This window comes from Serratia sp. NA_112.1, assembly GCF_052691715.1.
Genome location: NZ_JBQZFO010000006.1, coordinates 26847 through 50299 on the forward strand (window position 1 = coordinate 26847; position 23453 = coordinate 50299).

At 49.6% G+C, this 23453-nt stretch carries 18 protein-coding genes and 3 pseudogenes; 12 read left to right on the forward strand and 9 right to left on the reverse strand.

The features are described 5' to 3' along the window. The first annotated feature begins 583 nt into the window (after positions 1 to 583). Positions 584 to 1228, forward strand: a complete 645-nt coding sequence (locus ACUTQ5_RS13715; protein ID WP_445651717.1) for a monooxygenase — start codon at positions 584 to 586, stop codon at positions 1226 to 1228. Between the two features lie 38 nt (positions 1229 to 1266). Here the strand turns inward: ACUTQ5_RS13715 and ACUTQ5_RS13720 are convergent, their stop codons facing one another. Further along, positions 1267 to 2193: a LysR family transcriptional regulator gene (locus ACUTQ5_RS13720; protein ID WP_445651718.1), complete on the reverse strand. Its 927-nt coding sequence runs from the start codon at positions 2191 to 2193 to the stop codon at positions 1267 to 1269. Positions 2194 to 2290: 97 nt separating this feature from the next. Here ACUTQ5_RS13720 and ACUTQ5_RS13725 point away from each other — a divergent pair, with 97 nt between their 5' ends. Together ACUTQ5_RS13725 and ACUTQ5_RS13730 are read left to right on the forward strand one after the other, a co-directional pair. After that, entirely contained in the window at positions 2291 to 3028 is a 738-nt protein-coding gene (locus tag ACUTQ5_RS13725) for a DsbA family protein (protein ID WP_445651719.1), read from the forward strand. A 122-nt stretch (positions 3029 to 3150) separates the two neighbouring features. Then, positions 3151 to 3579, forward strand: coding sequence for an organic hydroperoxide resistance protein (locus ACUTQ5_RS13730; protein WP_445651720.1), 429 nt, complete (start codon positions 3151 to 3153; stop codon positions 3577 to 3579). 149 nt (positions 3580 to 3728) lie between these two features. On the opposite strand, the gene ACUTQ5_RS13735 is transcribed toward ACUTQ5_RS13730, so the two are convergent. Continuing rightward, complete coding sequence (locus ACUTQ5_RS13735; RefSeq protein WP_445651721.1) at positions 3729 to 4223, reverse strand: hypothetical protein; 495 nt, start codon at positions 4221 to 4223, stop codon at positions 3729 to 3731. 890 nt (positions 4224 to 5113) lie between these two features. Between ACUTQ5_RS13735 and tssB (ACUTQ5_RS13740) the strand changes: the two are divergent. The 3 pseudogenes from tssB (ACUTQ5_RS13740) to ACUTQ5_RS13750 form a co-directional block, all read left to right on the forward strand. Continuing rightward, positions 5114 to 5440, forward strand: a pseudogene (gene tssB / locus ACUTQ5_RS13740) (type VI secretion system contractile sheath small subunit); the annotation flags it as partial. Between the two features lie 89 nt (positions 5441 to 5529). Next, positions 5530 to 5748 (forward strand): annotated as a pseudogene (locus tag ACUTQ5_RS13745) (type VI secretion system contractile sheath large subunit); the annotation flags it as partial. A 157-nt stretch (positions 5749 to 5905) separates the two neighbouring features. Then, positions 5906 to 6119, forward strand: a pseudogene (locus ACUTQ5_RS13750) (IS3 family transposase); the annotation flags it as partial. Positions 6120 to 6188: 69 nt separating this feature from the next. Here the strand turns inward: ACUTQ5_RS13750 and ACUTQ5_RS13755 are convergent. From ACUTQ5_RS13755 to tssF, 7 genes are read right to left on the reverse strand one after another with little or no spacing between them, the layout of a single operon-like run. Next, the gene (locus tag ACUTQ5_RS13755; RefSeq protein ID WP_445651722.1) at positions 6189 to 6680 is read right to left on the reverse strand and encodes a DcrB-related protein; all 492 of its coding nucleotides are present in this window, start codon (positions 6678 to 6680) and stop codon (positions 6189 to 6191) included. A gap of 13 nt (positions 6681 to 6693) precedes the next feature. Then, positions 6694 to 8520 (reverse strand): OmpA family protein, encoded by a 1827-nt coding sequence (locus ACUTQ5_RS13760; RefSeq protein WP_445651723.1) that lies wholly within the window; start codon positions 8518 to 8520, stop codon positions 6694 to 6696. After that, complete coding sequence (locus tag ACUTQ5_RS13765; protein WP_445651724.1) at positions 8517 to 9875, reverse strand: GlcNAc-transferase family protein; 1359 nt, start codon at positions 9873 to 9875, stop codon at positions 8517 to 8519. The genes ACUTQ5_RS13760 and ACUTQ5_RS13765 overlap by 4 nt, the downstream gene beginning before the upstream one ends. Before the next feature lie 13 nt (positions 9876 to 9888). Continuing rightward, complete coding sequence (locus tag ACUTQ5_RS13770; RefSeq protein WP_445651725.1) at positions 9889 to 10884, reverse strand: fimbrial protein; 996 nt, start codon at positions 10882 to 10884, stop codon at positions 9889 to 9891. After that, positions 10885 to 11970 carry a type VI secretion system protein TssA gene (locus ACUTQ5_RS13775; RefSeq protein WP_445651872.1) on the reverse strand — a complete coding sequence of 362 codons (1086 nt, stop codon included), beginning with the start codon at positions 11968 to 11970 and terminating at the stop codon, positions 10885 to 10887. A gap of 53 nt (positions 11971 to 12023) precedes the next feature. Next, positions 12024 to 13043: a type VI secretion system baseplate subunit TssG gene (gene tssG / locus ACUTQ5_RS13780; RefSeq protein WP_445651726.1), complete on the reverse strand. Its 1020-nt coding sequence runs from the start codon at positions 13041 to 13043 to the stop codon at positions 12024 to 12026. Continuing rightward, the gene (gene tssF / locus ACUTQ5_RS13785; RefSeq protein ID WP_445651727.1) at positions 13040 to 14920 is read right to left on the reverse strand and encodes a type VI secretion system baseplate subunit TssF; all 1881 of its coding nucleotides are present in this window, start codon (positions 14918 to 14920) and stop codon (positions 13040 to 13042) included. Before tssF ends, tssG begins: the two co-directional genes overlap by 4 nt. 395 nt (positions 14921 to 15315) lie before the next feature. Between tssF and tssH the strand changes: the two genes are divergently transcribed. The 6 genes from tssH to tssB (ACUTQ5_RS13815) all read left to right on the forward strand — a co-directional run bounded on the left by tssH (position 15316) and on the right by tssB (ACUTQ5_RS13815) (position 23445). Beyond that, complete coding sequence (gene tssH / locus ACUTQ5_RS13790) at positions 15316 to 18024, forward strand: type VI secretion system ATPase TssH (RefSeq protein WP_445651728.1); 2709 nt, start codon at positions 15316 to 15318, stop codon at positions 18022 to 18024. Positions 18025 to 18104: 80 nt separating this feature from the next. Next, positions 18105 to 18647 carry a fimbrial protein gene (locus ACUTQ5_RS13795; protein WP_445651729.1) on the forward strand — a complete coding sequence of 181 codons (543 nt, stop codon included), beginning with the start codon at positions 18105 to 18107 and terminating at the stop codon, positions 18645 to 18647. A 106-nt stretch (positions 18648 to 18753) separates the two neighbouring features. Then, positions 18754 to 19521 carry a fimbria/pilus periplasmic chaperone gene (locus ACUTQ5_RS13800; protein WP_445651730.1) on the forward strand — a complete coding sequence of 256 codons (768 nt, stop codon included), beginning with the start codon at positions 18754 to 18756 and terminating at the stop codon, positions 19519 to 19521. Positions 19522 to 19605: 84 nt separating this feature from the next. Beyond that, positions 19606 to 22251, forward strand: coding sequence for a fimbria/pilus outer membrane usher protein (locus ACUTQ5_RS13805; RefSeq protein WP_445651731.1), 2646 nt, complete (start codon positions 19606 to 19608; stop codon positions 22249 to 22251). Positions 22252 to 22322: 71 nt separating this feature from the next. Further along, complete coding sequence (locus ACUTQ5_RS13810; protein ID WP_445651873.1) at positions 22323 to 22829, forward strand: fimbrial protein; 507 nt, start codon at positions 22323 to 22325, stop codon at positions 22827 to 22829. Positions 22830 to 22920: 91 nt separating this feature from the next. After that, on the forward strand, positions 22921 to 23445 hold the full coding sequence (gene tssB / locus ACUTQ5_RS13815; RefSeq protein ID WP_445651732.1) for a type VI secretion system contractile sheath small subunit: 525 nt from the start codon (positions 22921 to 22923) through the stop codon (positions 23443 to 23445). The last annotated feature ends 8 nt before the right edge of the window (positions 23446 to 23453 follow it).

Genomic DNA, 23453 nt, shown 5'->3' on the forward strand with positions numbered 1-23453 from the left:
AATAAGTATAACCCACTGTTGCGTTGATTTATTTTTATGGGTTTTAAACTTATTTTAGTGCTTGAGATTTTCAGGTCGGTTGGTTTTATTTTTTCCCTGTTGTGCCCTGCAAGAGATTTTCTTGTTAGAAAGATTTATCTCAAGAGTAAGGGGAAACCACAGCGCTACCGGGCCCGCTGCTGCACACACTGCGCAGCACGCGGTCAGTATGGCTAACCTCCACGGATAATCGCATCATCGAGGGTAACACCTTGAGGGCAACAGCGCGGGTGACACACAGCAAGGCCACGGGTGAGATTTTTCACACTGACAACGAACGAATTGACGCGTCGTTCGATGATAATGATCGCGAATTACTGCCTTTCTTTAAGAAAATAGGGTTAAAAACCGCTGTTTTATTTTCAACGAGGTTAATCAGCAGGCTGACGACTTGGTCGTCATCGCTTATGCATGATTGTCCAATTTTCCTGCACACTGTTTCTCTGGGCCGGGTTATTGTTTGTCTTCAGCCCCCTGCTACTATCAGCGCCTCAACAACGTCACAGTTCCATTATCAAATGAAAAAATAAGAAGGTACGAAAAAATGACACTTCATATCCTGCAGGTGGATTTCCCGTATGCGGGCCCCTGGCAGCATGCCATGACCGAGAATTTCCGCGACCTGGCTTCAACTATTGCTCAGGAGCCCGGCCTGTACTGGAAACTCTGGACCGAGAATGCCTTAACCTGCGAAGCAGGGGGGATCTATCTTTTTGACAACCGGGATGATGCCTTGCGTTACGGCCGGATGCATGCCGAAAGGCTGTCACTGGCGGGGATTTCCGGCATTGAGATGAACGTTTTTGAGGTTAATGAACCCCTTTCAGCCATCAACTCAGCACCTCTTCATACACGTCCGTTCAGTTGCGGCTCTGACAAAGAAGAGGCATTGTATCTTATACAAACCGACTTTTCTCATCAGGGCCCCTGGGGCCGTGAGATGTCGGCAACCTATGGCCCGCTTGCCCATGATTTTTCAGCGGAAGCAGGACTGATGTGGAAAATTTGGACGGAGAATGCTGAAGAACAGGCTGCCGGGGGGCTTTTTGTCTTCAGAGACGAAGAGAATGCCGGGCGTTTCCTTCATGAGCACCGCGTTCGCCTGGCGCGCGGCGGATTCTGTAATGCCACATGTAAGATGTACGCCATCAATATCCCGTTATCTGAGATCTCGCTACCGCCCCGTTGAAAACGTTATGCCGGCAAGCGCTTTTCATGGGGCCAAGCCTACTCCAGCGTCAGCGCTTTGCTGATGCTGTTAATCTCTTTTTCAGCCAGTGAAACGGTGCGACATACCCACTCAACAAAAAGACTGACTCTCTGCGGCAGATTCTTTCTGCTTGGATAAACGATGCTGACCGGCCTTGGGGCAAGGGTCCACCCAGGAAATACCTGCACCAGCCTGCCGGCAGAGACCAGTTCGCTCACCCCTGCACCGATCCCCGGACATATTCCTTTTCCTGCCGCACAATGTAGCAGTGCGGCATCATGATCGTTCATATAAAGATGAGCTTCCGAGCGAAGCGTGAGGGTTTCATTTTCCCGCTTCAGCGACCACACCAAATTGCGTTCATCGGCGCTGAGCCAGGTAATGAGATCGCGGTCAGACAATAATTTCGGACTTTCACTCAGCGTTGCCGCATATTCAGGTGAAGCATAAAGCGCCAGTTCTACGTTGCATAGGTGGCGAGATATCATGCCCGAATCTTTCAGTTCGCCGCCGCGAATGGCGCAGTCCACGTTGTCTTCGTAGAGTCTGGCGAAACTGTCGTTACTGATAATGCTCAGCGTGACGTCAGGATGAAGCGCCATGAACTCATGCAGGCGTGGTGCAATAACCCAACGTGCTATGGGGGACAGTATGTCAACGCGAATATGTCCCCGGGCCCCATAAACCTCCCCACGCACTTCGTGTTCAGCATTATCAAGGGCGCCAATAATATCCCTGCAGCGCGACAGATAGTTTTCCCCTGCGGGTGTCAGCTTGAGTGAGCGGGTATTTCTTTCAAGGAGCCTGACACCTAACTCTTTTTCCAGCTCAGAAATTCGCTGCGATACCCGCGTTTTGGGTGCATTCATCAGCCTGGCCGCCTGGCTGAAGCTGCCAGCCTCGGCCACGTTTATGAAGGTCTGCATCGCGGTGAGTTTGTCCATCGTTCAGGTTTTCTGCACACAGTTGTTGGGATACAGCGCATTGTACCTGACCGGGCGGTTGATAAGATACCCGCATACTAATTAACAGGAGACAACAATGAAATGCGAAAATGAAAAAGGTATTTGTTTGGCCGAGAGTGTGCCTGATATCAACGCCCATTTATTTTCGGATGTCGGGAATAAAGAGGATATTTCATTTTATTATTTCGGCGATCCGATGTGTTCGTGGTGCTGGGGTGGGTCTGATACGTTTTCTGCGCTGGAAAACCTGTGTGAAAAAAACGACATCGGCTTCAACGTGATAACAGGAGGATTGCGGGCCGGAGGGGGGGATCTGTGGGGGCCGGAATTTACGGAATTTCTCAGAAATGAATGGGCTTATATCGCGTTAAAAACAGGAAAGCCTTTCAGCTACACACTACTTGATAGGCATTCCTTCAATTATGACACAGAGCCGGCCTGCCGGGCCGTCATCACCGCCGGGATTTTTATTGGAGAAAGTAAGAAGCTATCTTTTTTTCGCAGCATTCAGGAAAAGTTTTATGTTTCTGGTGAGGATCCCAAGGAAAAAGAGTTCTACAGAAGTTTGTGTGAGTTACATTCCATTCCGGTTGAGGATTTTATTTCCTGGTTTGAAAGTAATGAAATCAAGTCTGCTACACAGGCACAGTTTAGGTTCTGCAGAATATCAGGCGTGCAATCATTTCCGACAGTCTGTTTCAGGAGAAATGGCAGATTAAGCACGTTCATCAATGGATATCTGCCGCCTGAAAATCTTGAAGGCCTGTTTAATAAAGTCGTCTATGGTCAGGACGGGGCAGGAAAAAGTGCCTGAATTGCCCGAGGTTGAATGCGTTAGCAAAAGTATGGCCAGCCTGCAATTTTTCTGTCAAACGGTTGGCATGGGCGGAAAAACCACATTTATCTGCACATTATTTCAGACATAGAGAGAAAACCATGAAAGTTGAAGATGTAAAATATACAGCAAAAGCCACTGCAACGGGGGGCCGCGATGGTCGCGCCTGGTCTGAAAGTAAAGTGCTGGACGTCAGCCTTTCCATCCCCAAACAGCTTGGTGGGGCAGGCGTACCGGGAACCAATCCCGAAGAGCTTTTTGCCGCGGGTTATTCAGCCTGCTTTCTTGGCGCGATGACGTATGTGGCAGCGCGGCAGAAAATAGCCTTACCGGCAGGTACTAATGTCGAGGGTCTTGTCGGTATAGGGCCGACACCCACCGGTTTTGGCATTGAAGCAGAACTGAGGGTGACATTACCCGGCATGTCTTCCGCACAGGCGGAAAAGCTGATCGAAGAAGCCCATGTCGTCTGCCCTTATTCCAATGCCGTCCGCGATAACATTAAGGTGCTCACTCACCTTGTGGCCTGACAGATGAGGTCACCCGTCTGATTATTTTTTACCGAAGACGGGTTGTACCATTGATGACGGGATAGCCTGGTCTCCTTCTCTGAGCCGTCGGGGAAGGCATCTGAACCGGTTCCCGCGAGTCGAGGGTGGGCCTGACGCGACTCACCCTGTTATTGGGGGCCGCTGATAGGCGCACAAAGGCTGCCGGGGACAGGCAACCACTGTGAGTAACCGTCGCCTTCCTCGCGACCCCAGTATAAACCGACTGTGCTGCAGGCCCCGGGCGCGGAAAGTCGCTCTGCCGGCTCGGGGTAGGTAAAGGCCATATCGGTCGTGTGCGTGTAAATCCACTGCGTGTAGGCCTTTTCCCAAGCCATCCCCCTCGCGACAGGGATAAACCCGTATCTTGGGTAGAATTTATCGCCGACGACGGTGCCGACTGCCAGCGCGCAGCCCAGCACGGCCGTGCAGCTCACCTGAATAGCTGCAGCGTCCTGCTGTCGCCAAAGCGCATGCCCGTTAACGTTATACCAATTTTTGCCCCCCCATGTGCCGGCCAACTCGCCGGTGTTATGGGCGGTGACTGATAATTCGGCCTGCGCGCTGCAGAAGGGCAGGGCTGCTAACAGTAATAATGCGAGTCTGTGCAATATCCATTTTTTCACTTCATTTTCCTTTTTAGACCTGTTTTATTGCCCCTGCCACTCAATCATCTCGGGTTAGGGTGCCTTTACTGAAAAAATAACGTCAGAGTAGACACCCAGTCTTTATCGGCTGGGTGTCCATGCGTGCTCACATCCGGTTCGTGGCAACGTCAATTTCGCATAATCAAACGGAGAAATCATGCCTTCTCTGTTGATCCCCAGAAAATCAGCCCACCATTGCTGTAGTTGATCAGCAATTCCGGACACCTCAATAGCCTGTTTGGACTGGCCCCACCCCGGTAGACGATCCTGCCCTATGGTTTGAGTAAAGGGCAGTCGTGAAATTTCCTTTCTTCTGACGAAAACAAATAAGCCTCGTTTAAGTGAATAATAAGAAATGATGATAACCCGAAGATGTCGTCAATTTTTCACATGCTCAGTCACGTCCTGCTTCTCATTTTTTGATAAAAGTACAAAATCAGATATTTCACGTGATTGGTGGTGTTTTGTACAAATATACTCCCTAAGCTCAATTGATCGTTTGCTGAACACCCTTATTCCACATGGATTGAAGTGGTTTTTAAGGAAAATTCTTATAAATCAGAAAGATGATCTGTTGGTGTTAAAGGTTGACTTTGTAAAATTTTGTTACATTTTTTCATTTCCGATCAGGCAGAGAACGTTCCTACACTCCGGCTACTGGGTCTTATCTGAAATTTCTTATTTCAGAGAAATACTCAAAAATACAGTGTCGGCATGCTGGTGGATGGAATACACCCGCTTTTTAGTTCCGGGATTTTGATTTACGTTGGATGACGTAAGCAGGGATGTTGTTCTGGCAGGGTAAGCCTTTCTTATTAATTTCTCACTGGCATTGACCGTTTCTATTACTCCATAGAACAGGGACAGCCATGTCTAACTCTTCCTTTCAGTCCGAAATCCCTAAAGCGCGCATTAATCTGAAACTCGATTTGCATACGGGGGGCGCGAGCAAGAAAACTGAGCTCCCTCTGAAATTACTGGTGGCGGGCGACTTCAGTAATGATCAGGAGTCTGCACCATTGTCTGAGCGCAAAAAAGTTAACTTGAACAAAAATAATTTTGATTCAGTTCTTTCCAAATATTCCCCAAAAGTCAATCTGACCGTTAAAAACACGCTTGCCGATGATGGTAGTGAAGACAATATCAGTCTGACCTTCCTGAGCATGAAGGATTTCACTCCTGAGCAGGTTTCCCGGCATTAAGTGCAGAACTCTGAGCCGAACTTTCAGCCTTGGCCCCAAGACAGCCATAACGGTCACGATGATTTAACGGATTAATAAGGAAGATGCTGATGTCTGTAAAAAATGAGAATGCGGCTGGTGGTGAGAGTGTGGTGCTGGAACGTCCTGCTGCGGGTGGCGTTTACGCGTCCCTGTTTGAAAAAATCAACCTGAACCCGGTCTCTGAGCTGAGTGCGCTGGACATCTGGCAGGACGCGCAGACGATGTCGGATGCGATCGCGGATGAACGTTTAACGGCGGGGATGCAGGTGTTCCTGGAGTGCCCGCCGTTTTTTCTGAGTGCCTGCACGGTGGGCATTGAGTAAAGAAAACCACAATCTGCCTGCCAGCCTGACCGCATGCGCTCTGGTCCCCTTCATGGGAAACAGCGATGGGCGGTAGCGTGTCCAGGAACCGACCTTAACCGGGTGGAAAACCCGGGCACTTACGATGAGCATACGGCAAGCATGCAGGACTTTATCGCTGAGCAGGGCGGTGTTTCGTTATCAGCCCTATACACGACGTGATGAAGCAGTGATCCGAGGCGGTTGAATGTTACCCTCGCTGCGGATTTAAGACGCTTCTTCAGGTGCTTCTCAGACAGGACCACGTTTGGAACCACAAGCGTGTACACCGAATTTACTGCCTGCTAAAGTTTGTCGAGATATAAATAATTAATGCCCAAGGCCTTTTATGGGGCCTTGGAGCAGAACGAAGGGAAGAGTCAACTTTCGACGCTGATTGGGGTTTCTACAGGGATAAAGCTGTTGATAATACGCACGTAATGCTTGCGTTGCGCTTCGGTAAAATCATTGTTTACCGCCAACGTAAACACCAACAGTTTGCGAGAGTCTGGGTTTATCTGTGGGTGCCAAGGCAGCGTAATGATGGACGAGACCTGCCGAACCCAGCCGCCGTCCTCCAGGAATTTATTGGCAGTCTGTAGGACGGGTAGTTTAGCCGGGCCAATTTCATGTTTCAGGTTTTTCCCTTCCACTTCAAATCCTGGGACGGAACGTTTCATTTTTTCCCATTGCTTTTCACAAAAATCATCTACGGTTTGACCTTCTTCCAATATGGCACGATTAATCAGAATATTGTAGGGGGTATTCTCGTCATCCATATAGCGTAGGATATTGATTGTCCTATCCTCTTGCGGATCCAGTGTTACGAAAGTGCCTTCATTAAGTGGGTAAGTCACAGGTTTTTTGCTCATAAGCGAATTTCTCTCAATCCTGATTGTTTTGCATAGATAGTGGAATAATCTCAACGCGGCGATTTTGCGCGCGTCCTTTTTGGGTGGCGTTGCTGGCGGCCGGACGTGAGTTCCCTGCACCTTCAATGAGGAATTGGTTGACAGATAACCCACTGTGTTCAACCAACCAGTCCCGAACGACACGCGCCCGTTCGGTTGACAACGCAAGGTTGGTAGCGGCGGAACCGGTATTGTCAGAATGACCGATGATGAGGAACATTTGGCCTGGGATGTGCGTCATTTTTGGTACGATTTCAGCGAGTTGTTTTTCGCTGCTGGGCATTAGGTTGCTGCTGCCGTTTTCGAATAACGGTGTGTTGCCGCTCAAAGTGAATAGCACAACGTCAGTGTTTAGGCTGGAGTCTCCGAACAGCGCGTTAAAAAATGCCGACTGTTTCAACTGCTCACGTATTTCACCGCCAGATTGCCAACTGTAATACCCCAAACCACCTGCCACACAAGCAAATAACACCAACAGTGTGAAGGCTGTTTTTCTGCGTCGTTGCGGAGGATGAGGTTTGGCGAGAGGCAAAACCGGCGTCGGTAGAAGAGGATCTTCTGTCATCACAGGCGGAAGGGGGACGGCAGGGAGTGGATGCATAGCTAAGGAGGCAGCAAGGCCTGGCAGAATGCCATACTTTTCCGCAAGCCAAAGGGACCATGCGCCGTGGCGGGTGAATCCTTGCCCGTGGTCGGCCAGCGTAACGCCGGCGAGATCGAGCTGTGTGCTGTCAAACAACGTTTGCAGGGCATTCAGTATCCGATTTTCGGCAAGCCAGACTACGCACATAGAGCCCAGCGCGTGTCGTTGAATGGTGTAAACATCGTTGCCATCATCGCTGGCATCAAGCTCGTCAATAAGCTCAATAAGGCGGGGTTCCAGTTTTAGCTCCCCGTAGGGAGGAGCCGCTAAACCTCCGGTCCAGATTGCTCTATCGGGATCGTGTGGATAACGCTGTTGGCTCAGGCGCGTATACAGCCCCAGCATGCAGGGCAAGTGATCGGGAAGTCGCGTAGATGAAAAGGCATACTGCCACGCAGTAATTTGTTCAATCATGATCCCGCTGTTTTGAAATCCGTCGGCAAGCAGCGGGAAAAAAGCGAGGGTAGCCATCGAACTGTAGCTTTCCTTCAAATGCTCGAGTCGTTTAACCAGTGACGTCGCGTGCTCAGCGACAACCCAAACAATCCCGCTGTCGTTGCTTGTGGAAAGATCAGATTGGCTAAACCATTTGCCGGCAAATGGCCCAATAACACACACCATCAGGCGCGGCGAATCTGAGAGCGTATCGTTTTGCGATCCCCAGAGGGTGGGTTCTGGTTCCGGTGGCGTTAAGTGGGGGCGAACACGGGAAAAGTAACGGGCACGGGAAGCTGAGCGTAGCGAAACCAAGGTTTCAGTTTGCCCTTCTTCCTTCATCAGGAGCAGCAGCAGTTTCCAGGCGTAGCGGAAAATCACGTCGCTGCCGGTCTTCAAGAGAACCTCCAACTGAGCGGGTAATGAAGGGGCCTCTTGACTTTCGTTGTAACCGTAAAAGTAGTGCATCAATGAATAACGTTGCCAGGATAAGGAGTTATTCTGCGGGGCGTTGGTGAGACGCATGTCGAAATAACCGCACAAGGCTTGGCAGAGCGCTTCGCTCTCTGCTGGCAGTTGGTTTTCCGCCAGCAAGGCTTTATTGAGCTGCTCTATCAACGAGGTTAGCTTGAGCTGAAAATCTGCAGCGGAAGGAATGATCCCGTCGAAAGAGAACAGGGTATCGATCCCAATAAGCCTGCAAAAAAAGGTTTCGCTTTTCACCAGGCTTTCTCCGTGATAGCACCCCAGCCTGACGCCGTAGACCACGGGCATAACCGTACGACGGCGGGGTGAACTGTGTTGGCAGTTTTGAATTCGATTGATAAGGTTAGCCCGTCATGTGGCGATTTTTTCCGTAACGTCTCAAATTCCTCGGTTCCCAGTGTGCGCTTATACAGCAGGACATTTTCCTTGTTATAAACGTTCAAGTGCAGGTCGCTCATGCCCGGTTCAATGGTGCTATATTCCGACGCATTCAGTGTGATGGTTTTCTTGTAGTAGGCGTATTGGCGGTTGAGCCATTCCTGCTCGTCAATGGGAGGATCAGCAAAAAAATTTATCAATGATGGGCCCATCACTTCAGGTAGGACTGTGCCGTTTTCCAGACAAATCCCTGCTTGATACTCGAATTGCCTTAGGGTTCGCTTACTGCCCAGTGTGTAGGGAGCCAGACTGGCAGCCCCATCACTTTCCAGCCCCAACAAGGTTCTGACGCGTTTTTTCGAGGCGTTGTCCCATTCCCACCACGCTTTTTCAACCATGCCATCATCCTTAGCCTGATTGGTGTGATCACCCCAGATCTTGTTGTGTTCCGCGCGTTGATAGTAGTGCCAGAGCAGCGGTTTATGCGGGTGATAGATATCGTACCCGTGAGTGAATGCACGCACGGCCATGGCAATTTCTTCACCAGCGAAGAATATCTGCGGGTCGTTAGGAACGGCCTTAACATAACTCCCGGTGGAAAAGGTGAATCCGCCTGCGAGATAGCTGCCTCGGAGCGGTTTGGTCGCTTCAAAAATCGTGGAACCTAACATCGGAATCCTGTCCTCGTAGGCGCGAAAAAGTAAGCGGGTGACACTAGATATCTTGCTCGCTTCTTCATTGTCTCCTGGCGTATAAGCAGGGGGATAAGAAGAAATAATGGGCAGAGGCGATGTTGCTTGTAATTGTCGTAACATGGCGATCATTTCTTCATCCCAGTTGGGTATGAAGCGGCAATGGGAGTCTATCTGCAGGAAGTAGCTTTCATTATCAAATAGCGTTTCCGCCAGGTTACGTGCCCAACAGGCTCCTTGGCTGGCGTAATAATGTATGCTAATAACATCGATGCGAGCCTGATGATAGCGATAAGCAAAGACCTCATTGCCCGCGACGAACCGCTTGCCTATCGGTTCCAGCCCAGTCTGTTCGAAAACATCCCGTTCTTCGTTATCCTGCCAGCAAATGGCGATATGCAGATTTTCAGGATGTGCGGCGTGCTGCAGCATATCCTGAAGCGTGGACTGCAATTCCGGATCACGGTAACTGGCTATGCTGATAAAAATTGTTGCTGGGTTATCCCTGTTTTCCCGAACCATATAAAAATCCCTATTACTGAATATCAAAAACGATTTCCGCTTTAGCGGAGAGAACTCCCCCTGTTGGGGCGGATTGACTGCTGGCGAACAGTGTGGCATTCCAGGCAAACTCAGCGGGTCCAAGACTGGAGATACCGGTTTTTTGTTCCGACGTGCTGCCGTCGACTTTCATTGTCTTACCGGCACTATCAGTGATTTTTATTCCTAACCGGTCTTGTTTGCCTGCCGCATCTTTGGCACGGATATACGAGGCATCAGAGGAGGGGGTCGCTGTAATAATCGATGCTTTGGCCGAATAGGAGCCAAAGTCGCTTTTGCAGACAATGGCGAAATCCAGCTTGCGCGTAACGCCGTTTTTTAACTGTGAAGGGGTGATATCGTTAAAATTGACGGTTTTCGCTTTATCGGAGGTACAGGTACAGGCCGGCGTGCTGGTAATTTTCATTTCACCGATGGTCAGATCGGTGGTGAAATAGGCCGGATCCGCTATCCCCAGGTAGTTATAAGCAATGAGACCGGCTGGTAGGAAAGTATTCTCTCCATGCTGTAGAGAAAGTCGACTACCGGTTTTAAAAATTTGAATGCGATAACCAAGCCCTGCCTTGATATCGAATGTCCCTATCTGTTCGCCACCAGGAAATGTGACGGCACCGCTTGAGGGAAAGTCGCCGGTAGCGTCCCCAGCTCTCGCAAGCACTCTAATTCCGATGCCGGGAATATTGGTTGGGAAGATTTTTGTCGCCGGGTTCTGGTTTCGGAGATTTATCGTACGTTTACCGTATGGTGTCCCCGCTATGCAATCATCGAAGCCAATATCCTGCGATGTTGTCGGGCTATCGAACTGAGCCAGAGGATTTGAAGTACTGACCGGGGCATCAGCAGAAATGCGAATTACCTGCGAAGGAATGCTCAGCTTGGTGAGCGAGCCACGGGCAAGCTTACAGGCGGCCTCGGCATTGGGCGACAGAATAAGGGCGGAGAGCATAATGATAGAGATCTTTAACATCATTTATTCCTTTTCTTGATTCAGCACTGCAACGATTTCAGGAGGGTACATTTTTAAGAGGTCGGCAAAGTTTTTACCGATGCTATCCTCGGCGTACTTCAATACCTGAATCAGCGGGCTGCTGGGTTCGGTCATGGCAAACCAGCTGCGAACTTCCTGTAGGCGATGCAACGCATCAATACGGCTGCCAATGCCGCGTTGCACCTCTGGCACAGTGCATGTCGCAGCCTCAACCTGGGGAGATACGGTCTTCACAGCAGCGACGGGCGCTTCAACGGTGGGTGCCGGCAAGTCGTCTTGCCCGCCAACTGCGGCGGGAATGGAGTCAGGAAAGGGAGCCGCCGCAGCAGGCGGTTCGCTGCCGAATTCGCCGGAGAACAACTTCAGAATACTGACCAAAGCGTCAAACTCCGGCGCTTCTTGCGCCAGCATCTCCGAGAGCGCTTTTTTCATTTCAAGTATGAAATGATATGCCTGGCTCAAAGGACGAATCTCTTCGCGGGCGCTGCTGTGCCATTCATGGATCAGTGCGGCGACGGCAGTATCCGAAAGCGCTCCTTCTTCACGCGGAATCTGATGCGCTTTCTCGAATTCTTTGACGGTGACTTGCAGACCGGCAGCTTTTGGCAGCAGTTGGTTACGCAAGTCTGCCAATAAACCATTGACGTCATTCAGTTCGGCCAGGGCATTAGCGCGCAGAACGGGGGTAAATTCGCCCTCGTCCAAAAGCTGCGGATGGAGATCGTCCGGCCAGGCGTGAAGCAAGGAATGCAGAGCTTCGAGCCCTTCCGCCAGAGCAGGGAGGCCAATCTTGCGTAGTTGACAGCGCATCAGGATGATAATCAGCCTGATGTCCTTGCTTTTTTGCAGCAAGGTCTGGCATTCACGCTCGGTTTCCGTCCAGTTAATCGGCTCCGCCGCTTCAAAAAAATTGCCGTACTCAACGCCAAGTTTGGGCTGCAGCTTGGATTGCAGCATGATAAAGGCAGGATCGTAATCGAGGTTCTCACCACAGGGGGCATCACCCTCAATGGGTTGCATAAGGTGCTGGTAATAATCTGAACAGTTCAGGCTGTGTGTCTGATTCATAGCGACTTCACTTTCATCCATGAGTGGCTGCGTAATCGGCCCGTAGGGAGCCGCTAGCGGTGATACATTTCCGGTTCGAAGCTCATGCCGGAGACTGGCGAATCGCAGGTGTTTCGCTCCAGCCAACTGGCGTAGCCCAGTTGATGGCTGCCATCCAGCGTGGCCTGCGGTACCTGATCGGCGGCCAGCACTAGCTCTACATCCCATGCATATTCAAAACCAATAAAACTGCGCACCAGTTCGCGCAGTACCGACAAATCGCGGCCCCACGGACTAAACTGGGTGTACTGGGCCAGCGTTAGCGGTCCCATCAGCAATTTGAATTTGCATTGCCTGTCCAGTACGGTGTTGCCGAGAATGGCACCGTCGCCTAACAATGTGGCGTAGTGATCGTCGCCTAGCGCGGTTTGATCTTTGCTTTCCAGAAAAATCCATTGCAGCTCGAATTCTTCCATACGGACCGGCACTTCGAAGTAATACTGCATTGCGCCCAGTAAGCCGTCCGGGTTGCGCGCTTCTCGAATCAGGTGTGCAGAAGAGGCCAGCCGGGTATGAATCGGAAGCGGCGCAGGGGGGAGTTCGGCAGGATCCAGCCCTATCAGACTACCGACATAAAACGAAAAACGTTCATCGTCTTTGCGGTCCAGCGAGGCGGTGTCCTGCGATAAAAACCACGCGCGATAAAACAGGCTGAGTGCCCGGTGGTGAAAAATATCCGCAAAATCGGTTAGCGTACGATCGTGCTGCTCGTAGCGGGAGTAGGCCAGTTCGGAAAGATGAAGCGGCATGGCGCCTTGTGCGCCCCAGATCCCTAAACCGAATAGCTGGAGCTTGATTTTTTCGTCCTGTTGGCTAATGGCGGAAATTTCACGTGGCGAGAATGCCATACTGGCAACCTGCCCAAGTCGAAAGCCTTCTTGTGAAGGCAGCGTTGCCTTGCCCGGCGGTGGAGAGTCTGGCGTGCGGGCCGCAATAGCCCGCATTATGCTGATAAAACCGGCTTCCCAGGGTTTATCGATGTCGTACCAGTTGTCCAGATTTGCAGGTTGCCGGGAGGCGTCGCGATGATTCATAGCGCACCTCGCCTGCCTGGCCGCGCTTTCCAGCGCGCGATTAAACCACGCTGCATTGAATGCAGTTCAGTCTCCGTAAAGATGTTGATGGCGGCGTGGCGCGCCAGATAGTTTTCCATTATCAGGCCAAAGAGATAGGGGCTGACTCCGGAAAAACCCTCTTCGTCTACGGTCAAGCTGCAGCAAACTCCGCGTCCGTAAACCAGCAGCCCTTCATTCGACAGACGGCGAACCACGGGTTCGGTTTTGCACCCTACCAGGCTGTTAATTTGCGCTACGGAATCCAGATCGGCTGCGGTAGTGAAAAGCCGCAACATATTACGCAGCGACTCGCCCCCCTGAGCATGGTCCATGTCAGATAATGGCAGGTAGTTAAAGCTAAGCTGGCGAATTAGCCGCCATGCCGACTCGCCTAAGGCGAACGGCGCGCGCGGGGCGCTTGGCGAGCTTACGAATCGGGCGCCATGGATGGGAACGGAATCTGACATAGTGAGATCAAAGCTGCCGGTGCTGGTTAGCAAACGGGGTAAATCACGATTAGTAACCACCGCGTCGACCAATAGATAGCGAATCTGCTCCCCGTAGGGCGCTTCTTGTTGATCGACCAGCGAGATAAAAATTTCGGTGCCGCTGTAAGGCGTGCGGGTATCGTATTTACGACTGAGGCTTTCTTTTGTTCTGACTTCACGCTTTACCGAGAAGTAGCGCCCGAAATTGCCGGTGTCGCTGTGCCGGGTCTGATAAAGCGGGTTAAATGTCAGCTCCTCACTGGTTTCCGCCTGCAAACCAAGGACCTTATTAACGGAAAAAATCTCGTAATCGAGCGGGCGGCTACGGTCCGGGACAATATGAAAGTGGTTCAGCGCCCGATTGACTTCGATGCGGTCTACCCTCTTCGGGAAAAGATTAATCACCGGCGTACAAAACAGCAAAAAACGTGAGCTGTCCAGATGGGCGATTAAATCCTGCGGTAATCTATTCAGGAGAATAATAATCTCCACTTCATTTGTATTATTTTCTTCCAATGCCGTGCCCAACTGCGTGAGAGAGAAAAAGTAAAATCTTTCGCGGCAGGCAATATATTCCTGAATCAGAGTGTGACCATGGAACATATTCCACTGCAGGGGCAAAAGGCTCTGGTCCGGATCCAGGCCTTCGAATTTCAGAGGTTGATTGTTGATGACATGATGCTGAGGTTTTTCTCTATTCTCACTGCGGATCACTGTCGCAACATGGCTGCCGTGCAGAAGCTCAAAGGTATGAGACACAACGCGTTCATCACCTTGAATATAAAAAGGAAGATTATCCAGCCCTTTTAGCGCAGAAAAAACAAGGTCGCCCTGCAGTTTTAGTTTTATCCGCAGTGCGCCTTTCAACTGATGATGATTGAGACGATAACTTTCCAAATTAGGAATATCCGGTGGTACGGACGTCAGTCTTACCTCTGCTATCTCCAGCGGCCATAGGGTAACGTCTTGGTTATTCCTGAATTCACAGCGGGTCATTTCACCAGGCAAGATCCTGCTATAGAAAGCGCTTTGTTTGGGGATTTTATAGCCATGCGTTAAATCCCCCTCGCTCAAATTAGGTTTCAGCTGGACAACACCCATAGAGGGGGTGGGGGAATTATAGTTTGGATAGATAAGATCCAGTAACCGCTGGGTGAATTTAGGGAATTCAGCGTCAAGTTTTATTTGCGTTCTGGCAGATAAAAAGCAAAATGCCTCAATCAAACGCTCCACGTAAGGGTCCGCAACCTCGATGCCGTGCATCCCTAAACGCCCGGCAATTTTAGGATGTCGTTCGGCAAATTCTTGCGCCATTTCCCTGACGAATGTCAGCTCTCGATTGTAGTAGTCTAGGAAGTTGTGTTCCACTTAGCACCCTGTCAATTTATAACGGCAAAAAGAACTTTTCTTGTTGGTCAGGAGAACAATACCCGAAATTAAATCAAAAGTGTCCCGCTGGCCTTCTGCCGAACTTTTCTCTTTAACGGTAGCGATTCTATAAATTTAATTGTTTTTTACGATGGTATTATTAATCCCAGTTGCTATTTTAAGAATGCGCCTCGGGCTTTATTCTTAAAAAATAAAAATTAATGATTAAGACTAAGAATAACTTCCGGGCTTAATTCTCAAAATTGTTATGCGTCGCGTTTTAGGGTTTTTATTTCAATTTTTTTAATTAGAATTCTTACAAAGCAGCGTACCGTTACGCCGGATTTTTGTAACCAAAACGGTTCTCAGATCCACTATGGAAGAATTAAAACAGGGTGAGTTTTATCGTGGCGATAACCAGAAAAAACCTATTCGGCAAGCTAAATACTAGTTTGTTTAAAAGCGTAGAGAGTGCGACTACGTTGTGCAAACTGCGTGGTAATCCTTACGTTGAGTTGGTGCACTGGCTAAATCAGATATATCAACAGCAAGATAGTGATATCAAGCATATCATTCGGCACTTTGAAGTGGACGCCGAAATGCTGGAGCGTGATTTCGCGCAGGCATTAACGCGTCTACCGGCAGGTGCGAGCTCTATCTCCGATTTCTCATACCATATCGAACTGGCCATCGAGCGTTCGTGGGTATTTGCCAGTCTGGAATGCCACAATAATTGCATCCGCAGTGGTCACTTGCTTATTGCGTTGCTCACCACCATGGAATTACGCCGTGCGCTGTTTGCCATTTCCCCGGCGTTCGAAAAGATCCCGCTGGAGCATTTAAGCAAAGATCTCGGTTATATCATTCGCGATTCGGCCGAAGAAGGCGATTTGACCGGCGGCGCGGTTATTCCAGGCGAAGCTGGCGTTCCTGGCGAAGCCAGTAATGCATTGGGATCAGCACAGGGGGGCGGCCTGTCGCAGTATTCGACGGATCTGACGGCACTGGCGCGTGAGGGAAAAATTGATCCGGTTTTGGGGCGCGATAAAGAGATAAATACCCTGGTAGATATCTTGCTGCGCCGTCGGCAGAACAATCCATTGCTGACCGGTGAGGCCGGTGTAGGTAAGACTGCCGTGGTGGAAGGCCTGGCGTTGGCTATCGTTGCCGGTGAAGTGCCGCCTTCGCTTGAGAACGTCCGCCTATTGGCGCTGGATGTCGTTGCGCTTTCTGCGGGTGCCAGCATGAAAGGCGAATTCGAAGCGCGTTTAAAAGCGGTCCTGGAAGAAGCCGTCAATTCCGCCGAGCCGGTGATTTTGTTTATTGATGAAGTACATACGCTGGTTGGTGCGGGCGGTAATGCCGGTACGGGCGATGCCGCCAATCTAATGAAACCCATGTTGGCGCGTGGTCAGTTGCGTACGATCGGTGCCACTACGTGGAGCGAATTCAAGCGCCACATTGAAAAAGATCCGGCTCTGACGCGTCGCTTCCAGGTGCTTCAAGTTGAAGAGCCTTCCGAAGAGCTGGCTATCGCCATGCTGCGCGGGCTACTGCCGGTGCTGGAGAAGCATCATGGCGTCTGGATCATGGACGAGGCGATACGAGCGGCTGTGCGCCTTTCTCATCGTTATATTCCTGCCCGTCAATTGCCTGATAAGGCGATTAGCCTGCTGGATACCGCTTGTGCCAGGGTTGCCGTTGCGCAGCATGCTCCGCCGGAAGAATTGCAAATACTGAAATTCCGCAGCCAGTCGGCGCAGACGGAATTGTCTTTGCTCGAAAAAGCGATCGGTTTTGGTAAAGAAGACGGTGAACGCGTCCAGTCTATTCAGAATTCCATCGCTGAGCATGCTGAAGGGGCGAAGCTTCTCGATCGCCGTTGGGCGCAGGAATGCGAGCTGGTTGCCAGCATCATCGATACGCGTCAGCAACTTTTGGCCGCTGCGGTGGAAGAATCTCAGGTCCCGAAAGCAGAAAAAGTCGAGTATTTACAGGCGCGTTTGAATGAATTAGAGGAAACGCTGAGAAAAATTCGCGGTGAGCAGCCGCTTGTGCAGGCTGAAGTGAATGCCGGTGTGGTTGCCTCTATCGTAGCGAACTGGACCGGAATACCGGTAGGGCAGGTACTTAAGGATGATGTTAGTGCAGTAATGGAGCTGCCGCAGCGCCTCTCTGAAAGAGTGATTGGTCAGCAATATGCGCTGACTTGCCTAAGCCAGAGCATTCAGACTGCGCGTGCTGGCCTGGCTGACCCGCAAAAACCGTTTGGCGTCTTTATGCTGGTGGGGCCTTCTGGTGTCGGCAAAACAGAAACCGCATTGGCGATCGCCAGCCAGCTTTATGGCGGCGAGCAGAATCTTATCACCATCAATATGAGCGAATATCAGGAAGCGCATACTGTTTCTTCGCTGAAGGGGTCTCCGCCAGGCTATGTGGGCTACGGGGAAGGCGGCGTATTAACCGAAGCGGTTCGGCGTAAACCTTATAGCGTTATTCTGCTCGATGAAGTGGAAAAAGCGCATTCGGATGTGCACGAGCTGTTCTTCCAGGTCTTCGATAAAGGCTCGATGGAGGACGGTGAAGGTCGCCATATCGATTTCCGCAATACCGTTATTTTACTTACCAGCAATACAGGTAGTGAAATAATCAGCAGCGCCTGCGCGGATCCGGAAACGATGCCGGATGAAGACCGCTTATTAACGTTATTGCAGCCGGCATTGCTGAAAGTATTCCCCGCCGCTTTCTTGGGGCGGGTCACTGTCATACCGTATTTCCCATTGGAGACTGCCTCGTTGCGGCAGATTGTCAACATTCACCTGAACCGTATCGCTGAGCGGGCAAAAGCGAATTATGGTATTGCGCTGACCTTCAGCGAAGAATTGGTTCAGCACGTGGTTGAGCAATGTCCGGTAGCTGAAACTGGGGCCAGGATGTTAATCCGTTTTATCGAGAAAAATATTCTGCCAAAAATTGGCGTTACCGTTTTAAACCTGACAGGTGCTGATGCAGAAAAGAATAAAACAATAATTATTCGTGTCATTTATTCACAAGAGAAAGCAATTGAGGTTGTTATGTCAATGGAGGATCTGCCGATAGAGTGATTAAAATTAAAATCAGAAAGCATCAAATGATATGTTAATCGATGAATTTAATTTAAAAACATAAATATAGGGAATTATTAATGCGTAAATTAACGTTAACGCTGTGCGCGCTGGCTGCGGTATCGACTTCCGTCTTGGCTGCGGATGAAGTTACTCAGGGGACCGTAACCTTTAATGGTGAGTTGACTGCTGAGACCTGTTCTATTGAGAATGGCTCTCAAAACCGCATAGTTACTTTGCCAAAAGTTGCTATTCAGACTCTTAATGCTAATGGGAAAGAAGCCGGTTCAAAAATGTTCCAACTGACGGCTGAAAACTGCCCGAAGGGTCTTACTCAAGTTGCTGCACATTTTGAAGCTATTGGCAGTAGCGGCCTGGATGGCGCAACAGGGAACCTAAAAAACGAGTATCAGGGCGCGGAAACCAAAGCCACGGAGGTTCAGGTTCGCCTGTACAACACCGATGGGACGACACAACTGAAACTGGGTGACACGGGCACCGCGGCGAAAGTCGACGATAAAGGTAGTGCCACCATGACCTACTATGGTGGTTATTACGCAACGGCAGCCACTGGTGCTGGTATGGTTTATGCGCAAGCGCGTTATACCTTAGCTTACCCGTAATAAATCAGCCTCAAGGTTGGCATTGGGGCGAATTATCGCCCCTTATTAAGAAACGTTCCTGTTTTACCTTTTATAAGGTGGGATGCAACGCGCACAGGGTAGTGTTATGAAATATCAAAGTGGAATTTTTTCAACGTTAACCAAGGCTTTTTTCTGCCTGATATTAACGACCCAGATGTCTTTTGCCGGCATGACCATTTCTGGGACTCGAATTATTTTTCCGGGAGCTGAGCGCGAGCAAACCGTGAGAACTACCAATAAGGGAAGTATACCTTTGCTGGCGCAGGTTTGGGTTGACGATGGTAATGCTAATGATGATATTAATAGCGTCAAAGTTCCGTTTACCGTGACGCCGCCTATTTATCGTGTTGAACCAGGAAAAGGGCAAAGCATACGCCTTATTTACAACGGTATGGCTTTACCGCAGGATCGAGAGTCCGTATTTTGGTTTAATTTGCTGGAAGTACCGCCGATGCAAGAGACGGCGAAGGAAACCGATCACCTTGAGCTGGCATTCAGAACGCGTATTAAAATTTTTTATCGGCCAAGCGTGCTAAAAAGCAGCAGTACGAATGAAGTTGGCAAGTTACACTGGGAAATTATCAGCCCGGCGAAAGGCATTAAAGTAACCAATCCTACGCCGTATTATTACTCGTTCGATTCGGCATCAATAATCTCTGGTGCTATTAAATATCCTCTGAACGTTGATATGATTCCACCTTTTGGCAGTAAAGATTTTTTACTGGAAAATAAAAATAATGCACCAGTGACTGCGAATGGTGTGAATATTAATATGCTTAGCGATTATGGCAGTGTGGTTGAGTATCAATTAATTCCTGCATCAGGAAAGAGATTAACCATAAAAGAAGAATAGTGTGCAAAATAGTGGTGATTCTTCGTTCAGGTAGGAACGGTTTTTGATTATCGCTCTGGCATTCACACCTTGTGTTCAGGAGACATGGACGTGCAACCGAAAGAAATAAAAAAATATGCGCGACAAGCAATGTGTGTATCTAAGTTAACGCATGCGATCCGACGTGTCCTTATTACTTCTTTAGGGATCAGTTTTTCTGTATTTGCTCAGGGTAATTCCGCTAATGTACCGGAAATACTTGAAAATAATACGCAACCTGAAAATGTGAAGTTTAATGGTGCGTTTATCCACGGCCTCAGCGTCGACATTTCTCAATATTATCAGGGGAATCCAAGTTTAGCCGGTGAATATACGGTCTCGGTTGCCGTCAATGGTGAAAATCGGGGGCAGCGTAAAGTGGTATTCAGGCAAGTTGAAGGTCAAATTGGTGCCCAGCCTTGCTTTAATCAACACGAACTGACCAGTCTGGGCCTCAAGGTAACAGATGTTTCAATGGCAAAGAGGACGGATAAAAGCGGAATTAAGGAAAAAGCGCAGTGTGCCATGATTGGTAAGTGGATTGCTGGTGCTAAGGCCAATTATGACTCTGGGGATTTTTATCTCGACCTGGTGGTCCCCCAGGCTTATGTGGTGCAGTATCCGCGTGGTTATATCGATCCGAGTTCTTGGGACTCTGGTGTGACGATAGGGCTGTTAGATTATAACTCTAACTTTTACGTTCAGCAGTCAACCAGTAGTTTCTTTAAAGGCAATGATGAACATGCTGTTAGCGGTAGTTTAGGGGCGATGGCGGGTCTGAACTTTTCTGCTTGGCGTTTGCGCAAACGCATCAACACCAATTGGAGCAGCGGTTCTTCGGCCCATACTCAATCCTTGTTCACCTACCTGCAGAGAGACGTACCGGTACTGAAAAGCCGGTTAACACTTGGTGACAGCACGACCAGCGGTAATCTGTTTGACAGTATGACCGTACGGGGCATTCAATTGCAGTCTGACGAACTCATGCTGCCGGAAGGGCTGCGGTACTACACGCCTTTAGTGCGCGGTGTGGCCGACAGCAACGCGAAAGTGTTGGTAACTCAGCGTGGCCGAACCCTTTATGAAACTACGGTGCCACCGGGGCCCTTTGAAATCAGCGATATTGGCGCAATGGGTTACGGTGGCGATCTGCTGGTAACGGTGACAGAAGCTGATGGCCGGCAGAAAACTCAGGTGGTGCCTTTCTCGGCTCCCCCCATGTTGCTGCATGCTGGTGTTTCCCGTTTTGGCATTACGGTAGGCAAGCTGCAGGATGATTCGTTATTGGAAAAACCTGGGCTGGCGGAGGGCTTTTATCAGTACGGCATCGGCAATATGTATACGCTGTATGGCGGTGGCCAGCTTTCTGACAATTACGCCGCGTTGGGGTTGGGGAATGCGTTTAATACGCCACTAGGCGGCGTATCGGTAGATGTTACCAGGGCGCGCAGCGAACTGAAAAATGGCAAGGTTTCTACAGGTAATAGTTTCAATGTCGGGTTTAGCAAATATGTGGATTCAACCTCAACGGACGTCACTTTGGCGGCTTATCGCTATTCATCGAGCGGGTTTTACAGCCTGCGAGATGCGGCGTTGGACAGGTATGGCGAAAAGAACGATCGCTATATGGTGGATTATCGTACCCGGCAGCGTTTTACCATTAATGTCGGTCAGCCGCTATGGAATGGTGGAAGGCTAAATTTAACCGGCAATTTTTACAATTACTGGGGGGGCCGCTCATCGACCAGCCAGTACCAGCTTTCGTATAACAAGTCCGAGCGCTATTTCTCTTGGGGAATTTCGGCCTCGCGATCCTATAGCAGCGAAGAACGGAATGTGAATAGCGTTATGCTGTCCTTTAGCGTTCCTCTGGGGCAAAACAACATTACGGAGAAACCTGTATTTAGCTCGCTTTATTCTTCCGTCTCCCACGACAACGATGGCGCCGGTTCGATTCAAGCAAACGCTATTGGTAGCCAAGGCGAGCAAAACGAGCTGAACTATGGTATCGGGACTTCGGTTTCCAGAGCGAAGAATGATTCTTCCCAAACCGTTTTTAACGGCAACATACACTACAACTCCCCGATGGGAGAGTTTGGCTCTACCGCTTCGGTAGGTAATAAATCGCGTCAGCTTTCATTCTCGGCGAACGGGAGCTTGGTGGCGCATGGTGGTGGCATAACCGCAGGACCGCGTTTGGGTGACTATCCATTTGCGCTGGTCAATGCGCCGGGTGCTGAAGGTGCCAGAATACTCAACGGTTATGGTGCAAGAATTGATTCGAATGGTTATGCCATCGTGCCATCCCTGACGCCTTATCGCGAGAATACCGTCGCGGTGAACACCCAGGGGCTGCCAGATACTGTTGATGTATTGGAAAGCGAAAGTATCGTCATTCCGCGCCTGGGAGCGGCACTAAAAATCGATGTGAAAACAATGGTTGGCGATCCTGTCGTGCTGGTGGTGCATGACAAGCAAGGTAAACCGTTGCCGATTGGTATGAATATGGTTGATGAAGGCAACAACAATATTGGCATTATCGGGCAAGGGGGGATGGCATTTGTTCGCGGTTGGCAAGCACAGAATAATAACCTGTACGTGAAAGATTCATCTGGAGTACGCCTTTGTACCATTTATTCGGATGACGATATTTCCCATAAAATCAAGAGCGCTTCTGGTGCTATTACCCAGGTAGAGGTTTTATGTCATTAACTATTATTATCACTCCGGGTATGAAGTCTATCCGTATTGCTTTATATACGGTGTTTATTGCGATTCAATCGATGTTAACGGCGATGGCCTGCTCGACAAATTGCTCAATAGACGTTTACTTTACAGGTAAATATATCGACGAAACTTGTAACGTGGTAATTAATAACGCCGGCATTAATGAGGTTGTTACCTTACCCCGGATAGCGGTAGGGGCTCTCAAAAAAAATGGCAGTGAAGCGGGAAGTGTGCCTTTTGATATTACATTGAAAGATTGTCCTGCCAGCCGAACCGTGACGGTATTTTTTAACAGCAGCGTTTCTGGTTCAGATACGGAAACGGGAAATTTAGTTAATGATGCAGGTGTTCTTTTCAGTCGCAATGTGCAAATTCGGTTACGAAAAGAAAATAACTCTCAAGTTATTATTGATAATGCTACAACAGGGCAGGATTATGTTATTTCTTCTGCTGCTGAATCATTAAGTCACAGATTTACAGCGAGTTATTATGCAAAGGGGGACTCAGCCGTTACTGCTGGGAAAGTTCATTCTGTAGCAAGGGTTGAGCTTGTTTATAAATAACAGGGAGGCAAGGCTGCCTAATTATCTGAACGTTAACCATCAGGCGAACGACGGTTTATCCATAAACGGTTATTAAAGAGTGTTGACTACTATGAGCAAAAGCAATTCGCAAAAATTTATCGCACGTAACCGTGCGCCACGTGTACAGATTGAGTATGACGTGGAGATTTATGGCAGTGAAAAGAAAATAGAACTGCCGTTTGTTATGGGCGTGCTGGCCGACTTGTCCGGTAAACCGTTGGAGCCATTGCCTCCCGTTACCGACAGGAAGTTCCTGAGCATCGATATCGATAACTTCGACGAACGTATGAAGGGAATGCGGCCGCGCGTGGCGTTTGCAGTACCTAACACCTTGACGGGAGAAGGGCAACTGATGGTCGATATGACCTTCGAGAGCATGGATGATTTTGCTCCCGACGCTATTGCCCGCAAAGTCGATTCATTATCGCAGTTACTTGAGGCACGGACCCAGCTTGCCAACCTGCAAACCTATATGGATGGCAAAGCAGGCGCGGAAAGTCTGGTTATGAAAGTGCTTAACGACAAGTCGCTGCTGAATACTCTGGCTTCAGCTCCCAAGCCAAAACAGGCTGATGAAGCCGCGTCCCAAAAGTGATGTAGAGA

What these genes read in the sequence shown, in the direction of transcription:
- ACUTQ5_RS13765 (WP_445651724.1), bottom strand. Translation starts at nt 9,875, where the DNA reads ATGGTTCGGGAAAACAGGGATAACCCAGCAACAATTTTTATCAGCATA.
- ACUTQ5_RS13775 (WP_445651872.1), bottom strand. Translation starts at nt 11,970, where the DNA reads ATGAATCAGACACACAGCCTGAACTGTTCAGATTATTACCAGCACCTT.
- ACUTQ5_RS13800 (WP_445651730.1), top strand. Translation starts at nt 18,754, where the DNA reads ATGAAATATCAAAGTGGAATTTTTTCAACGTTAACCAAGGCTTTTTTC.
- ACUTQ5_RS13810 (WP_445651873.1), top strand. Translation starts at nt 22,323, where the DNA reads ATGTTAACGGCGATGGCCTGCTCGACAAATTGCTCAATAGACGTTTAC.
- ACUTQ5_RS13730 (WP_445651720.1), top strand. Translation starts at nt 3,151, where the DNA reads ATGAAAGTTGAAGATGTAAAATATACAGCAAAAGCCACTGCAACGGGG.
- ACUTQ5_RS13805 (WP_445651731.1), top strand. Translation starts at nt 19,606, where the DNA reads ATGGACGTGCAACCGAAAGAAATAAAAAAATATGCGCGACAAGCAATG.
- tssB (WP_445651732.1), top strand. Translation starts at nt 22,921, where the DNA reads ATGAGCAAAAGCAATTCGCAAAAATTTATCGCACGTAACCGTGCGCCA.
- ACUTQ5_RS13755 (WP_445651722.1), bottom strand. Translation starts at nt 6,680, where the DNA reads ATGAGCAAAAAACCTGTGACTTACCCACTTAATGAAGGCACTTTCGTA.
- ACUTQ5_RS13795 (WP_445651729.1), top strand. Translation starts at nt 18,105, where the DNA reads ATGCGTAAATTAACGTTAACGCTGTGCGCGCTGGCTGCGGTATCGACT.
- tssG (WP_445651726.1), bottom strand. Translation starts at nt 13,043, where the DNA reads ATGAATCATCGCGACGCCTCCCGGCAACCTGCAAATCTGGACAACTGG.
- ACUTQ5_RS13725 (WP_445651719.1), top strand. Translation starts at nt 2,291, where the DNA reads ATGAAATGCGAAAATGAAAAAGGTATTTGTTTGGCCGAGAGTGTGCCT.
- ACUTQ5_RS13720 (WP_445651718.1), bottom strand. Translation starts at nt 2,193, where the DNA reads ATGGACAAACTCACCGCGATGCAGACCTTCATAAACGTGGCCGAGGCT.
- ACUTQ5_RS13770 (WP_445651725.1), bottom strand. Translation starts at nt 10,884, where the DNA reads ATGATGTTAAAGATCTCTATCATTATGCTCTCCGCCCTTATTCTGTCG.
- ACUTQ5_RS13715 (WP_445651717.1), top strand. Translation starts at nt 584, where the DNA reads ATGACACTTCATATCCTGCAGGTGGATTTCCCGTATGCGGGCCCCTGG.